Raw genomic sequence first — 15,256 nt, forward strand, 5'->3', positions numbered from 1 at the left:
GTCAATCCAGTAAAGAAAGGGTGACGGGTGTCAGGTGATTGTCTTCGACCCGCACTTGCAGCTCGCCTTCACCCAGTTTGGCCTTCAGGCGCTGACCGGTATGGGTTTGTGCGGCGTTGCGAATCGCGTTGCCACGCTCGTCCAGCAAAATGCTGTAACCACGGCCGAGGGTCGCCAGCGGACTGACCACATGCAGCGTCTGCATCTGGCTGTGCAATTGCAGGCGGCGGCTTTTCAGGCCCTCGCGCATGGCCCGGGGCAGGCGTTCGGCAAGGCTGTCCAGACGCTGACGCAACATCGCCAGCTGCCGGCCCGGATGCTGTCCCGTCAGGCGGGTTTCCAGGCGGATCAAGCGTTCGCGGCGAGTATTGAGGCTGCGTTCGAAGGCACGGCGCAGGCGCATGTCCAGATCGTCCAGCCGTTGCGCTTGCTGGCGCAGGCGTTCGCCGGGATGCCGCAACCGGCGGGAAATGCCCTCCAGGCGCAAGCGATCACGCATCAGGCGGTCGCGCATGCGCATCACCAGCCGACGGTGCAGGCTTTCGACCCGGCGCACCAGGTCGCTGGAGTCCGGGGCCAGCAGTTCGGCGGCAGCGGAAGGCGTGGGAGCGCGAACGTCGGCGACGAAATCACTGATCGATACATCGGTTTCATGGCCGACGGCGCTGACGATCGGCGTCACGCAGGCATCCACGGCGCGGGCCACGGCTTCTTCGTTGAAGCACCAGAGGTCCTCCAGCGAACCGCCGCCCCGGGCCAGAATCAAGGCGTCAAAGCCACGGGCGTCTGCCATTTTCAGTGCGCGGACAATCTGAGCAGTGGCTTCGCGACCCTGTACGGCGGTGGGGATCAGCGTCAATTGCACTTGCGGCGCTCGGCGCTGGAACACACTGATGATGTCGCGGATCACTGCGCCGGTTGGCGAACTGATGATGCCGATGCGTTGCGGGTGCGCCGGCAGCGGCACTTTGCGCTCGGCGCTGAACAGACCTTCGGCGCTGAGCTTTTCCTTCAAGGCATCGAAGGCCAGGCGCAAGGCGCCATCGCCGGCGGGCTCCACGGTGTCGAGGATCAGCTGATAATCGCCACGGCCCTCGAACAGCGAGACCTTGCCCCGTACCTTGACCGCCAGGCCGTCTTTCAGCGCTTGGCGAACCCGTGCGGCGTTCTGCCGAAACAGTGCGCAACGCACCTGGGCGCCGCTGTCCTTGAGGGTGAAATACACATGGCCCGACGCCGGGCGGGCGAGGTTGGAGATTTCGCCTTCGACCCAAATGTTGCTGAACACGTCTTCGAGCAACACCCGCGCGCGGCCGTTGAGTTGGCTGACGGTCAGGACCTCGCGGTCCAGGCCGAGTCTTGCAAAGGGATCTTTAATCATGGGGCGCAGTTTAAAGGCATTCGATGATCAATCTCCATGAGTGCGCACAAATCCCGTGTGGGAGCGAGCCTGCTCGCGAAAGCGTAGTGTCAGGCGCTGCAGAGTTGAATGTTAATCCGCATTCACGAGCAGGCTCGCTCCCACAGGGGTAGAGTCGTCGACCGGTATTCAGGGAAGAGGGGGAGTGGGTGTGCTTGAGTTTTTGAACCAATGGCCGTTCGGCACCGTGGACTGGCTGCTGATCGGTCTCGGGATTGCCCTGGCCTATATCGTGTTCGGTATCGCCGGATTCGGTACCGCGCTGGTGGCCGGGCCAATCCTGATTGTTTTCATGCCGTTGTCGAAAATCGTGCCGCTGCTGGTACTGCTGGATTTCGTCGCAGCGTTCGGCAATCTGCTGCCCTCGCGACGGGACGTGGCCAAGCCCGAGCTTTTGCGACTGCTGCCGTGCATGGCCGTTGGCTGCACCTTGGGGGTGATTTTTCTGTTGAACCTGAAATCCGACCTGTTGCTGCTGTTGATGGGGCTGTTTATCAGTGCCTATGCGATTTACAGCCTGTGGATAAAAGTCCGTCCGGAGCAACTGTCGGCCGTGTGGGCGGTGCCGATGGGCACGGTAGGCGGGATGTTCGGTGCGTTGTTTGGCAGCGGCGGCTTTTTGTACGCGATTTATCTGAACAGTCGACTGCCCAAGGATGAAGCCCGGGCGACCCAGAGTGCACTGATCAGTTGCAGCACGGTGGTGCGTTTGAGTCTGTTCGCTGTGGCGGGCGTGTATGCGGATCTGCCATTGCTGGTGCTGGCGGCGTGCTTGCTGCCGGCCATGGCGCTGGGGCTGTGGGTAGGTCGACGATTGACCCGACGTTTGTCGCGCGAGGCCTTTGTGCGGCTGGTGACGTGGCTGGTGCTGGCGAGTGGGATTGCATTGATCGGGCGCTATCTCGCTACCTGAACGCATGGCCAGAACCTGTAGGAGCAAGGCTTGCCCGCGATGGCGTCCATAAGATCGCCATCGCGGGCAAGCCTTGCTCCTACAAAAGCGGTGCGATGTGATGCCCTGGCTCGAATCAATCGTTGTACTGACTCAACAACCGCTCAAGCCGTGCACTCAAGCGGCGTTTGATTTCGGTTTCGATGTGCGGTGCGAAGTCATCGATCACGTCTTGCATGATCAGTTGCGCGGCGGCGCGCAGTTCGTTGTCCAGGTACAACTGTGCTTCGGCGTTTTTGCTGGTGCCAGCCGGTTCGGCAGCAGGCCTGCTTGGTGCGGGTTCGACGGTCGGTGCGGGTTCGTTGACGGTGTCGAACAGCATGGGAATCTGTTCCTGATCGCCTGCTTCGACCGTATCGGTCAGCAGCGGCGGTTGCAGGTTGTCATCGCCGAGCAATTGGCGGATCGACTCGAGGTCGTCCAGCAATTCCACGGGTTTTTGCAGCGGTTTTGGAGTGTCCATCGGAAGGCTCAGAGTCGCTGTAAACGGTGATCTTGCAGAGGATAGCCCTGTTCGCGGTAGAAACGGAAACTCTCCCGCGCGGCCTGGCGGATCGTAGGATCCTCGACCACCACTTCCGCCACCCGGGCGAAGCGCTGGGCAAAGGCGGGGACCTTCAGGTCGAGGTTGACCAGCAAGTCCTGATGTTGACCGCAGTCATCGCCAACACCCAGCACGATCGGGCTCTCCGGTTCGTTTTCAGCGGGACCGTGAGGCACGAAGCTTTCGCCTTTGAATGCCCACAGGCGCGCGTCGAGATCATCGCGCTGGGCAGTGTCGCTGCAATGCAGGTAGACACGGTGGCCCATGCGCCAGGCTTTTTCCGTGAGCTTGCAGGCGAAATCCAGGCGTGCCGAAGGATCGGCGCTGGGCAGGATATAGAAGTCGACTTTGGTCATTGCGGTTCCTGAGCTTCAGGCGGCGTCACCCGAGAGTGACGCTGCCCGAAGTCATCGGTTTCAGGCTTTGGCGCGGTCCAGCAGGTATTGGGTCAGCAGGGGAACCGGACGGCCAGTGGCGCCCTTGTCCTTGCCGCCGCTGGTCCAGGCCGTGCCGGCGATGTCCAGGTGCGCCCAGTTCAGGTTCTTGGTGAAGCGCGACAGGAAGCAGGCGGCGGTGATGGTGCCGGCTTTCGGGCCGCCGATGTTGGCGATGTCGGCGAACGGGCTGTCCAGCTGTTCCTGGTACTCATCGAACAGCGGCAGTTGCCAGGCGCGGTCGTCGGCGGCCTTGCCGGCGCTCAGCAGTTGACCGATCAGTTCGTCGTTGTTGCCCAACAGGCCCGAAGTATGGGAGCCCAATGCAACCACGCAGGCGCCGGTCAGGGTGGCGATATCGATCACGGCCTGTGGCTTGAAGCGCTCGGAGTAGGTGAGGGCGTCGCACAGCACCAGACGGCCTTCGGCGTCGGTGTTGAGGATTTCCACGGTCTGGCCGCTCATGGTGGTGACGATGTCGCCCGGGCGCGAAGCGGTGCCGCTCGGCATGTTTTCGGCGCAGGCCAGGATGCACACCAGGTTGATCGGCAGCTTCAGTTCGAGCACGGCGCGCAGGGTACCGAACACGCTGGCGGCGCCACCCATGTCGTATTTCATTTCATCCATGCCGGCACCCGGCTTGAGGCTGATGCCGCCGGTGTCGAAGGTGATGCCCTTGCCGACCAGTGCGTACGGCTTCTCGGATTTCTTGCCGCCGTTGTATTGCATGACGATCAGGCGCGGTGGCTGGGCGCTGCCCTGGCCGACGGCGTAGAACGAGCCCATGCCCAGTGCCTTGATCTTCTTCTCGTCGAGGACTTCGACCTTCAGGTCCTTGAACTCTTTGCCGAGGTCCTTGGCCTGCTCGCCGAGGAAAGTCGGGTGGCAGATGTTCGGCGGCAGGTTGCCCAGGTTGCGGGTGAACGCCATGCCGTTGGCAATCGCGGTGGCGTGGGTCACGGCGCGTTGTACTTCAGCCTGCGCGGCCTTGATGGTCAGCAGGGTGATTTTCTTCAGGGCGCGGGGTTCGGCTTTCTGGCTCTTGAACTGGTCGAACTGGTATCCGCCGTCCACCAGGGTTTCGGCCATCAGGCGGGTCTTGCCGTAGCTGTCGCGACCCTTGACCACGATTTCATCCAGGGCCAGTACCGCATCGCTGCCACCCAGGCCTTTGAGGGTGTTGAGTACACCGGCGACGATCTTGCGGAACGGGCGGTCGCCCAATTCTTCATCCTTGCCGACGCCTACCAGCAATACGCGCTCGGCTTTCAGGTTCGGCAGGCTGTGCAGCAGCAGGCTCTGGCCGACCTTGCCGGCCAGGTCGCCACGCTTGAGCACAGCGCTGATCGCGCCACCGCTGAGTTCGTCGAGCTGTTTGGCTGTGGCGCCGAGCTTGCGACCTTCGCCAACGGCAACCACCAGCGTGGCGGTCTTCAACGTTTCGGCGTTAACACTTTTTACAACCAGTTCCATGTCCGGGTCCCTGAATTGATGGTCAACTCGCAAGCGCTCGGCAGTGGAGGTGCGTCGCTTGCCTGCATATAAATAGAAAGAAATAGATGGGCGCCAGCAATGGCCGACGGCGAAGGCCGCAGTTTGAACCTCGCTACCGGCGCCTGACAACCCTCGACAACATTAATGTGCAGGCGCGAGCCTGCTCGCGATGGACGTCCCGACAACGCGGGCTTTCAGACAGACCGCATCATCGTTGACGCCCACCGCGAGCAGGCTCGCTCCCTCAAGGGGCAGATGCATTGCGAAGTGACAGGCGCACCCAATCACAGGATAATGCGCCATCTTTTTCGGCGGCTCTGCCCTGCGGGCTGTCTGATGTGTTGCTTGTTTGGCCGCCTTAGCCTGACAACCCTGGAGTGTCTGGTTTGATCGTCTTCCGTTATCTATCCCGCGAAGTCCTGTTGACCTTGAGCGCCGTCAGCGCCGTGCTGCTGGTCATCATCATGAGCGGACGCTTCATCAAATACCTCGCACAAGCGGCTTCGGGCCAGCTGGATCCGAGCTCGCTGTTCCTGATCATGGGCTATCGCCTGCCGGGCTTTTTGCAACTGATCCTGCCGCTGGGCCTGTTCCTCGGGATCCTGTTGTCCTACGGTCGCCTGTACCTGGAAAGCGAAATGACCGTGCTGTCGGCCACCGGCATGAGTCAGCAACGCCTGTTTCGCATGACCCTGTTCCCGGCCACCCTCGTGGCACTGGTGGTCGCATGGTTGAGTCTGGGCCTGGCACCGCAAGGGGCCAATCAGTTTCAGCTGCTGTTGAACAAGCAGGACGCCCTGACCGAGTTCGATACCCTGGAGCCAGGTCGTTTCCAGGCACTTCGCGACGGTACCCGGGTGACTTACACCGAGCAACTGACGGATGACCGTATCAATCTGTCCGGTGTATTCATTTCGCAAAAGAACCTCTCTTCCGATAATAAAGATCGCGGGATTTCGGTGCTGGTGGCAGAGAAGGGGCGCCAGGAGATCCGTCCTGACGGCAATCGCTACCTGATTCTCGACAATGGCTACCGGTATGACGGTAACCCGGGGCAGGCCGATTACCGCGCGATCCAGTACCAGGAATACGGCGTTCTGCTGCCCAAGCCGGAAGTCAGCGAAGAGGTGACCGACCGTGATGCCATGCCGACCGCGTCCTTGATGGCCAGTGAAGACATCCGTTTGCGAGCCGAGCTGCAGTGGCGCCTGTCCTTGCCGTTACTGGTGTTCGTCGTGACCTTGATGGCGGTGCCGCTGTCGCGGGTCAATCCGCGCCAAGGCCGTTTCCTCAAGCTACTACCGGCGATTCTTCTTTATATGGCTTACCTGACCATCCTGATTGCCGCTCGCGGCGCCCTCGATAAGGGCAAGATTCCAGCTGCGCTCGGCCTGTGGTGGGTGCACGGTTTGTTCCTGGTCATCGGCCTGGGCCTGCTCTACTGGGAGCCCTTGCAGTTGAAGCTGGCGAGCCGTCGCGCGGCGCTGGAGGTGGCCCGTGGTTAAGCTCGACCGCTATATCGGTAGCAGCGTGCTCATGGCGATCCTGGCTGTGCTGGGGATCATTCTCGGTCTGGCGACCTTGTTTGCGTTCATCGATGAGATGGGCGAAGCCAGTGATACCTACACCCTGGTCGATGTCCTCAGTTATGTATTACTGACTGCGCCGCGCCGGCTGTACGACATGCTGCCGATGGCCGCGTTGATTGGTTGCCTGGTCGGTCTCGGCAGCCTGGCCAGCAACAGCGAACTGACCATCATGCGCGCGGCCGGGGTTTCGGTCGGGCGGATCGTCTGGGCGGTGATGAAGCCGATGCTGGTGCTGATGCTGGTGGGGGTGTTGATTGGCGAATACATTGCGCCGGCCACCGAAAGCACGGCACAAGCCAATCGTTCCCTGGCCCAGGGCAGTGGTGACGCACAAAGTGCCAAGCACGGCATGTGGCACCGTCAGGGTGAAGAGTTCATTCACGTCAACTCGGTGCAGCCCAACGGTATTCTGTACGGCGTGACGCGTTATCACTTCGACAAGGAACGGCACATGCTGTCGTCCAGTTTCTCCAAGCGTGCCGAATTCCAGACGGATCACTGGCAGTTGAACGATGTCACCACCACGCTGTTTCACGAGCGCAGCACGGAAGTGGTCAATACGCCGGTCGAGCGCTGGGACGTGGCATTGAGCCCGCAGTTGCTGAGCACGGTGGTCATGGCGCCGGAATCGCTGTCGATCTCGGGGTTGTGGGGCTACATCCACTACCTGGCGGATCAGGGCCTGAATAACGGCCGGTACTGGCTGGCATTCTGGGTCAAGGTATTGCAGCCGGTGGTCACCGCCGCCCTGGTGCTGATGGCGATTTCCTTCATCTTCGGTCCGTTGCGCTCGGTAACCCTCGGTCAGCGTGTATTCACGGGTGTGCTGGTGGGCTTCAGCTTCCGCATCGCCCAGGATCTGCTGGGTCCGTCGAGCCTGGTGTTTGGCTTCTCGCCCTTGTTCGCGGTGCTGGTGCCAACCGGTATTTGCGCCCTGGCAGGGTTCTGGTTGTTGCGTCGGGCCGGTTAAGAGCGAGCCATTTACGCCGTTTGTCCCATTTGAGAACGCCCCTGTCGCAAGGCCGGGGCGTTTTTGTACATGCCGTCTGACCTGCGAACGTGACGCTTGCGCCGTGGATCAGGTACAATTCCCGGCTATTTTTCGGCGGGCTATGCCTGCAGCCTTTTTGAGTGTTGATCCGTGAGTGATTTGAGTCATATCCGCAATTTCTCCATCATCGCCCACATTGACCATGGCAAGTCGACGCTGGCCGATCGTTTCATCCAGATGTGCGGCGGCCTGGCCGAGCGTGAAATGGAAGCCCAGGTGCTGGATTCCATGGACCTTGAGCGTGAGCGCGGGATCACCATCAAGGCTCACAGCGTTACTCTCTATTACAAAGCCAAAGATGGTATCAACTACCAGCTGAACTTCATTGACACCCCCGGCCACGTTGACTTCACCTACGAAGTCAGCCGCTCGCTGGCGGCCTGTGAAGGTGCGTTGCTGGTAGTCGATGCCGGTCAGGGTGTTGAAGCACAGTCGGTTGCCAACTGCTACACTGCGATCGAGCAGGGCCTGGAAGTGATGCCCGTGCTGAACAAGATCGACCTGCCACAGGCCGAGCCTGAGCGCGTCAAGGAAGAGATCGAGAAGATCATCGGTATCGACGCCACCGACGCCGTCACCTGCAGCGCCAAGACCGGCCTGGGTGTCGATGAAGTGCTGGAGCGTCTGGTTGCTACCATTCCCGCGCCGACCGGCAATATCGAAGATCCGCTGCAAGCGTTGATCATCGACTCCTGGTTCGACAACTACCTGGGCGTTGTCTCCCTGGTGCGTGTACGCCATGGCCGCGTGAAGAAAGGCGACAAGATCCTGGTCAAGTCCACCGGCAAGATCCATCTGGTGGACAGCGTCGGTGTCTTCAACCCGAAACACACCGCCACAGCCGACCTCAAGGCTGGTGAAGTGGGCTTCATCATCGCGAGCATCAAGGACATTCACGGTGCACCGGTAGGTGACACCCTGACCCTCGCCTCTACGCCGGACGTCGAGGTGCTGCCTGGTTTCAAACGCATCCAGCCGCAGGTCTATGCCGGTCTGTTCCCGGTCAGCTCCGACGATTTCGAGGATTTCCGCGAAGCCCTGCAGAAGCTCACCCTCAATGATTCCTCGCTGCAGTACACGCCGGAAAGCTCCGATGCCCTGGGCTTCGGTTTCCGTTGCGGTTTCCTCGGCATGCTGCACATGGAAATCATCCAGGAACGCCTCGAGCGTGAGTACGACCTGGATCTGATCACCACGGCACCAACGGTAATCTTCGAGCTGTTGCTCAAGACCGGCGAGACGATCTACGTCGACAACCCGTCCAAGCTGCCGGACCTATCGTCGATTGAAGACATGCGCGAGCCAATCGTGCGTGCCAACATCCTTGTGCCGCAGGAGCACCTGGGCAACGTCATCACTCTGTGCATCGAAAAACGCGGTGTTCAGGTCGACATGCTGTTCCTCGGCTCTCAGGTGCAAGTGACCTACGACCTGCCGATGAACGAAGTGGTCCTGGACTTCTTCGACCGCCTCAAATCCACCAGCCGCGGCTATGCTTCGCTGGATTACCATTTCGATCGTTACCAATCGGCTAATCTGGTGAAACTGGACGTGCTGATCAACGGCGACAAGGTCGATGCCCTGGCGTTGATCGTGCACCGTGACAACTCGCACTACAAAGGTCGCCAGTTGACCGAGAAGATGAAAGACCTGATTCCGCGGCAGATGTTCGACGTGGCAATCCAGGCCGCTATTGGCGGTCAGATTGTGGCGCGTACAACCGTCAAGGCACTCAGAAAGAACGTATTGGCCAAATGCTACGGTGGTGACGTCAGCCGTAAGAAGAAACTGCTGGAGAAGCAAAAGGCCGGTAAGAAACGCATGAAACAGGTCGGCAACGTGGAAATTCCACAAGAAGCCTTCCTTGCCGTGCTCAGGTTGGATAGTTAGGTCCTATGTCACTAAATTTCCCGCTGTTGCTGGTCATCGCCGTGTTCGTCTGCGGCCTGTTGGCGTTGCTCGATCTGCTGTTCCTGGCGCCGCGTCGGCGTGCCGCCATTGCTTCCTATGAGGGCAGCGTCAGCCAGCCCGATGTGGTGGTGGTCGAGAAACTGAACAAGGAGCCGTTGCTGGTCGAGTACGGCAAATCGTTCTTCCCGGTGTTGTTCATCGTGCTGGTGCTGCGTTCGTTCCTGGTGGAACCGTTCCAGATCCCATCCGGCTCGATGAAACCGACCCTGGATGTCGGCGACTTCATTCTGGTGAGCAAGTTTTCCTACGGGATTCGCCTGCCGGTGATCGACAAGAAAATCATCGAAGTCGGTGAGCCACAACGCGGCGATGTGATGGTGTTCCGCTATCCAAGCGACCCGAACGTCAACTACATCAAGCGTGTCGTCGGTTTGCCGGGTGATCAGGTTCGCTACACCGCCGACAAGCGTCTGTTCGTCAACGGGCAGTCGATTGCCGAGCAGCTGATCGGTTCCGAGCCCGGCACCCTGGGCAGCGCCGAGCTCTACAAGGAAAAACTCGGTGCCGCCGAGCATCTGATCCGCAAGGAAATGAGCCGCTACCGCGCAACGCCGGACCGTACATGGACCGTGCCTGCCGGGCACTACTTCATGATGGGCGACAACCGCGACAACTCGAACGACAGTCGCTACTGGGATGATCCGAACATTCCCAAGGATCTGCTGGGCATGGTTCCCGACAAAAATATCGTCGGCAAGGCCTTTGCAGTCTGGATGAGCTGGCCGGAACCCAAACTCAGTCACTTGCCGAATTTCTCGCGGGTTGGCCTGATTCAGTAATCAAACACGGCGCTGTTGAACACAGCGCCGAATGCATTTCTGGAACCGACGGATTTCGGGGCCGGAAGCATGAAGCCAATGATATTCAGGACGTTATTTTTGAACACAGCGTTAATTGTCCCAAGCCTGCGCCGCATCCCGGCGGTGGCGGTGGAAACCAACCACGAACTCAGCGTGGGTAAACCGTGAGCGCCTCCCTAAGCCGTCTCGAGCGTCAGCTCGGCTACACCTTCAAGGACCAGGAACTGATGGTCCTGGCCCTGACTCACCGCAGTTTTGCCGGGCGCAACAACGAACGCCTGGAGTTCCTCGGTGACGCCATCCTCAACTTCGTTGCCGGCGAGGCGCTGTTCGATCGCTTCCCGCTGGCCCGCGAAGGCCAGTTGTCGCGTTTGCGCGCACGCCTGGTCAAAGGTGAGACGCTGGCCGTACTGGCCCGTGGTTTCGATCTGGGCGAACACCTGCGCCTGGGGTCCGGCGAGTTGAAGAGCGGCGGTTTTCGCCGTGAGTCGATCCTGGCCGATGCCCTGGAAGCGCTGATTGGTGCAATCTACCTGGACGCCGGCATCGAAGTTGCCCGCGAACGCGTACTGGCCTGGCTGGCCGGCGAGTTCGAAGGCCTGACGCTGGTCGACACCAACAAGGACCCGAAAACCCGCCTGCAGGAGTTCCTGCAATCCCGTGGGTGCGAGCTGCCACGTTATGAAGTGGTGGATATCCAGGGTGAGCCGCATTGCCGGACGTTCTTCGTCGAATGCGAAATCATCCTACTGAATGAAAAAAGCCGAGGTCAGGGTGTGAGCCGTCGTATTGCCGAACAGGTAGCGGCCGCCGCAGCACTGATTGCCCTGGGTGTGGAGAATGGCAATGACTGATTCAACTGCAACACGCTGTGGCTATGTTGCCATCGTCGGCCGTCCGAACGTGGGCAAGTCCACGTTGCTCAACCACATTCTCGGCCAGAAGCTCGCGATCACCTCGCGCAAGCCGCAAACCACCCGTCACAACATGCTCGGCATCAAGACCGAAGGTGATGTGCAGGCGATCTACGTCGACACCCCCGGCATGCACAAGGGGGGTGAAAAGGCCCTGAACCGCTACATGAACAAGACCGCTTCGGCGGCGTTGAAAGACGTCGACGTGGTGATCTTCGTGGTGGATCGCACCAAGTGGACCGAAGAAGACCAAATGGTCCTCGAGCGTGTGCAATACGTGACCGGCCCGCTGATCGTTGCGCTGAACAAGACCGACCGCATCGAGGACAAGGCCGAGCTGATGCCGCACCTGTCCTGGTTGCAGGAACAGCTGCCAAACGCACAGATCATCCCGATTTCGGCTCAGCACGGGCACAACCTCGACGCGCTGGAGCGGGTGATTGCCGAGCAGTTGCCGGAAAACGATCACTTCTTCCCGGAAGACCAGATCACCGACCGCAGCAGCCGCTTCCTGGCTGCTGAACTGGTACGCGAAAAAATCATGCGCCAGATGGGCGCCGAGCTGCCGTACCAGATCACAGTTGAAATCGAAGAGTTCAAGCAGCAGGGGAAAACCCTGCATATTCATGCGCTGATCCTCGTCGAACGTGACGGCCAGAAGAAAATCATCATTGGCGACAAGGGCGAGCGCATCAAGCGCATCGGCACCGAGGCGCGCAAGGACATGGAGCTGCTGTTCGACTCCAAGATCATGCTTAACCTGTGGGTGAAGGTTAAGGGTGGCTGGTCCGATGATGAGCGTGCGTTGCGTTCGCTGGGTTACGGCGACCTGTAAACCTGAGCCCAGGTGATAAAACTGTGGGAGCGAGCCTGCTCGCGATAGCGGTCTGTCAGTCAACAATCTTGTTGAATGTTAGTCCCTCATCGCGAGCAGGCTCGCTCCCACAGTGGTTTTGGGGCTGTCAGTAATACCGTGCTCCTCTATTGAGAATTGCGATTCCCATGTCCCAACAACCCACCGGCCAACCCGCCTACGTCCTCCACTCCCGCGCCTACCGCGAAAGCAGTGCGCTGGTGGACTTCCTCACGCCCCAAGGGCGGCTGCGGGCGGTGTTGCGCAGTGCGCGGGGCAAGGCCGGGACGCTGGCGCGGCCTTTCGTGCCGCTGGAAGTGGAGTTTCGCGGACGTGGGGAGCTGAAGAACGTCGGGCGCATGGAAAGTGCCGGTGTGTCCACCTGGCTGCACGGCGAAGCGCTGTTCAGTGGTCTCTATCTCAACGAGCTGCTGATTCGTCTGCTGCCTGCCGAAGATCCCCATCCCAGTGTATTTGATCACTACGCCGCAACCTTGCTGGCCCTCGCCGAAGGCCGACCGCTGGAGCCGTTGTTGCGCTCATTCGAATGGCGCTTGCTCGACGACCTCGGCTACGGCTTTGCCCTCAATACCGACATCCATGGCGAGCCCATCGCCCCGGACGGCCTCTATCGCCTGCAAGTGGATGCCGGACTGGAACGGGTCTATCTGCTGCAACCGGGGCTGTTCAATGGCATTGAATTGCTGGCCATGGCCGAAGCCGACTGGTCCGCGCCCGGTGCGCTGTCCGCCGCCAAGCGCTTGATGCGTCAGGCATTGGCCGTTCATTTGGGCGGTCGGCCACTTGTCAGTCGCGAGCTGTTTCGCAAGCCCTGATCACCCCGTATGCTGTGCACCGAACTTTCTCTTCTTCTGGAGCGCTTCCGTGACCACCAGCACCCGCATTCTTCTTGGCGTGAACATCGACCACGTTGCCACCCTGCGTCAGGCCCGGGGTACACGCTACCCGGACCCGGTCAAGGCAGCCCTGGACGCGGAAGAGGCTGGCGCTGACGGCATCACCGTGCACTTGCGCGAAGACCGCCGGCACATTCAGGAGCGCGACATCCTGGTGCTCAAGGATGTGCTGCAAACCCGCATGAACTTCGAGATGGGCGTCACCGAGGAAATGATGGCGTTCGCCGAGCGTATTCGCCCGGCGCACATTTGCCTGGTCCCGGAAACCCGTCAGGAACTGACCACCGAAGGCGGCCTGGACGTGGCGGGGCAGGAAGCGCGGATCAAGGCGGCGGTGGAGCGCCTGTCGAAGATCGGCTCGGAAGTGTCGCTGTTCATTGATGCTGACGAGCGGCAGATCGAGGCTTCCCGTCGTGTGGGCGCGCCGGCTATCGAATTGCACACCGGGCGTTACGCCGATGCCGAGACGCCGACCGAAGTGGCTGAGGAATTGAAGCGCGTTGCCGATGGCGTGGCCTTTGGCCTGGCTCAGGGCTTGATCGTCAATGCCGGTCACGGTCTGCACTATCACAACGTCGAGGCCGTGGCGGCGATCAAGGGCATCAACGAACTGAACATCGGCCACGCGCTGGTGGCCCATGCCCTGTTTGTGGGCTTCAAGTCGGCGGTTTCGGAGATGAAGGCGCTGATTCTGGCGGCCGCAGCCAAGGCTTAAAGAACAATACAAAACCCTGTAGGAGCGAGCCTGCTCGCGATGAGGACCTGACATCCAACATTGATGTTGGCTGAAAGACCGCCATCGCGAGCAGGCTCGCTCCTACATTGGTTTTAGGCGGGGTTGTTAAAGCTGCGGAGTTTCCTGCGCCGGTTTGCTCTTGTCGATCCCCGGTACCACCAGTTTGCCTTCGGCCACCTGATCACCCTCAAGCTGCGGCTGCGTGACCCAGGTCAGGATGTCGTAGTAGCGGCGGATGTTCGCCACGAAATGCACCGGCTCGCCGCCACGGGCATAGCCGTAACGGGTTTTGCTGTACCACTTCTTCTCGGACAGGCGCGGCAGGATTTTCTTCACGTCCAGCCATTTGTCCGGATTCAGCCCTTCCTTGGCCGCCAGCTTGCGCGCGTCATCCAGATGGCCAATGCCCACGTTGTAGGCCGCCAGGGCAAACCAGGTGCGATCCGGTTCCTGGATCGACTCGTCCAACTGATCCTTCATATAAGCCAGGTACTTGGCCCCGCCCATGATGCTTTGCTTGGGATCGAGACGGTTGGACACGCCCATGGCCTGTGCGGTGTTCTGGGTCAGCATCATCAGGCCGCGCACGCCGGTCTTCGAGGTAACGGCCGGTTGCCACAGGGATTCCTGATAGCCGACCGCCGCCAGCAGGCGCCAGTCGACCTTCTCTTTCTTCGCGTAAGCCTTGAAGTGCTGTTCGTACTTGGGCAGGCGTTGCTGCAGATGCTGGGCGAAGGTGGTGGCGCCCATGTAGCCGAGCACGTCGACGTGCCCGTAGTAGCGATCCTTCAGGCGTTGCAGCGTGCCGTTCTTCTTGACCTTGTCGAGGTACTCGTTGATTTCGTTGAGCAGGCTGTTGTCATCGCCGGTGGCCACGGCCCAGCTCTGGTCCCTGGCATCACCCAGGTCGAAGGCCACCCGGATATTGGTGAAATACACCTGGTTCATCGCCACTTCGTTGGAGTCCACAAGGGTCAGGTCGATCTGACCTTCGTCCACCATGCGCAGGAGATCAACGACCTCGACCGCGTCGGACTCTTCGTATTCGATACCGGGGAATTTCTGTTTCAGTTGCGCCAGCTGGTCGGCGTGGGTGCTGCCCTTGAGCACCATGATCTTCTTGCCCACCAGATCCTTGGCGTCGGTCGGACGGGACTGGCCGTTGCGATAGATGATCTGCGGGGTGACTTCCAGATAGGAGTGTGAGAACCGCACCTGCTTCTTGCGTTCTTCGCTGCTGACCAGGCCAGCGGCGGCGAGCACCGGGCCGTTGGGCTTGCCGACCTGATTGAACAGGTCGTCGAGGTTGTCGGCGGTCTCGATCTTGAGCTCCACCCCCAGATCGTCGGCGAAGCGCTTCACCAGCTCGTATTCGAAGCCGGTTTCACCGTTGCGATCCTGAAAGTAGGTGGCGGGGCTGTTTCGGGTAACCACCCGCAGCACACCATCCTCCTTTACGCGCTCGAGCGTGTTGGGTTTATCAACACAGCCACTGAGCATCAGGAAGAGTCCGGTTGCGATCAGCCATTTGGCATATCGCGGACGCAAAGCCGTTGGGGAAAACATTTGCGCAGTATACGC

Annotated in this window: 14 protein-coding genes; 9 read left to right on the forward strand and 5 right to left on the reverse strand. The window is 60.4% G+C overall.

The features are described from left to right. Position 1: 1 nt before the first annotated feature. Positions 2-1,381: an exodeoxyribonuclease VII large subunit gene (gene xseA / locus DKY63_RS24750; protein WP_110966506.1), complete on the reverse strand. Its 1,380-nt coding sequence runs from the start codon at positions 1,379-1,381 to the stop codon at positions 2-4. A gap of 184 nt (positions 1,382-1,565) precedes the next feature. On the opposite strand from xseA, the gene DKY63_RS24755 reads away from it, so the two are divergent. Beyond that, a complete protein-coding gene (locus tag DKY63_RS24755; RefSeq protein WP_110966507.1) occupies positions 1,566-2,333 on the forward strand; it encodes a sulfite exporter TauE/SafE family protein in 768 nt (255 codons plus the stop codon). Positions 2,334-2,448: 115 nt separating this feature from the next. Here DKY63_RS24755 and DKY63_RS24760 read toward each other — a convergent pair whose 3' ends face one another. The 3 genes from DKY63_RS24760 to DKY63_RS24770 are packed head-to-tail and all read right to left on the reverse strand — an operon-like array spanning position 2,449 to position 4,823. After that, positions 2,449-2,835: a DNA polymerase III subunit chi gene (locus tag DKY63_RS24760; protein ID WP_110966508.1), complete on the reverse strand. Its 387-nt coding sequence runs from the start codon at positions 2,833-2,835 to the stop codon at positions 2,449-2,451. Positions 2,836-2,843: 8 nt separating this feature from the next. Then, positions 2,844-3,272, reverse strand: a complete 429-nt coding sequence (locus DKY63_RS24765) for a DNA polymerase III subunit chi (protein ID WP_110966509.1) — start codon at positions 3,270-3,272, stop codon at positions 2,844-2,846. Between the two features lie 60 nt (positions 3,273-3,332). Further along, positions 3,333-4,823, reverse strand: coding sequence for a leucyl aminopeptidase (locus DKY63_RS24770; protein WP_110966510.1), 1,491 nt, complete (start codon positions 4,821-4,823; stop codon positions 3,333-3,335). 407 nt (positions 4,824-5,230) lie between these two features. Between DKY63_RS24770 and lptF the strand changes: the two genes are divergently transcribed. From lptF to pdxJ, 8 genes are all read left to right on the forward strand, one after another. After that, positions 5,231-6,349 (forward strand): LPS export ABC transporter permease LptF, encoded by a 1,119-nt coding sequence (gene lptF, locus DKY63_RS24775; RefSeq protein WP_110966511.1) that lies wholly within the window; start codon positions 5,231-5,233, stop codon positions 6,347-6,349. After that, positions 6,342-7,403: an LPS export ABC transporter permease LptG gene (gene lptG / locus DKY63_RS24780; protein WP_110966512.1), complete on the forward strand. Its 1,062-nt coding sequence runs from the start codon at positions 6,342-6,344 to the stop codon at positions 7,401-7,403. Before lptF ends, lptG begins: the two co-directional genes overlap by 8 nt. Positions 7,404-7,574: 171 nt before the next feature. Next, positions 7,575-9,374: a translation elongation factor 4 gene (lepA, locus tag DKY63_RS24785; RefSeq protein WP_110966513.1), complete on the forward strand. Its 1,800-nt coding sequence runs from the start codon at positions 7,575-7,577 to the stop codon at positions 9,372-9,374. A gap of 5 nt (positions 9,375-9,379) precedes the next feature. Continuing rightward, complete coding sequence (gene lepB, locus DKY63_RS24790) at positions 9,380-10,234, forward strand: signal peptidase I (protein ID WP_110966514.1); 855 nt, start codon at positions 9,380-9,382, stop codon at positions 10,232-10,234. A gap of 185 nt (positions 10,235-10,419) precedes the next feature. Continuing rightward, a complete protein-coding gene (rnc, locus tag DKY63_RS24795; RefSeq protein WP_110966515.1) occupies positions 10,420-11,109 on the forward strand; it encodes a ribonuclease III in 690 nt (229 codons plus the stop codon). Beyond that, positions 11,102-12,004 (forward strand): GTPase Era, encoded by a 903-nt coding sequence (gene era, locus DKY63_RS24800; RefSeq protein ID WP_110966516.1) that lies wholly within the window; start codon positions 11,102-11,104, stop codon positions 12,002-12,004. The genes rnc and era overlap by 8 nt, the downstream gene beginning before the upstream one ends. A 167-nt stretch (positions 12,005-12,171) precedes the next feature. Next, positions 12,172-12,858, forward strand: coding sequence for a DNA repair protein RecO (gene recO, locus DKY63_RS24805; protein WP_110966517.1), 687 nt, complete (start codon positions 12,172-12,174; stop codon positions 12,856-12,858). Between the two features lie 49 nt (positions 12,859-12,907). Next, positions 12,908-13,654: a pyridoxine 5'-phosphate synthase gene (pdxJ, locus tag DKY63_RS24810; protein ID WP_110966518.1), complete on the forward strand. Its 747-nt coding sequence runs from the start codon at positions 12,908-12,910 to the stop codon at positions 13,652-13,654. A 126-nt stretch (positions 13,655-13,780) separates the two neighbouring features. Here pdxJ and mltF read toward each other — a convergent pair whose 3' ends face one another. Further along, positions 13,781-15,241, reverse strand: coding sequence for a membrane-bound lytic murein transglycosylase MltF (gene mltF, locus DKY63_RS24815; protein ID WP_110966519.1), 1,461 nt, complete (start codon positions 15,239-15,241; stop codon positions 13,781-13,783). Between the last annotated feature and the right edge of the window lie 15 nt (positions 15,242-15,256).

The organism is Pseudomonas putida (genome assembly GCF_003228315.1).
In the GTDB taxonomy this organism is placed as follows: domain Bacteria; phylum Pseudomonadota; class Gammaproteobacteria; order Pseudomonadales; family Pseudomonadaceae; genus Aquipseudomonas; species Aquipseudomonas putida_S.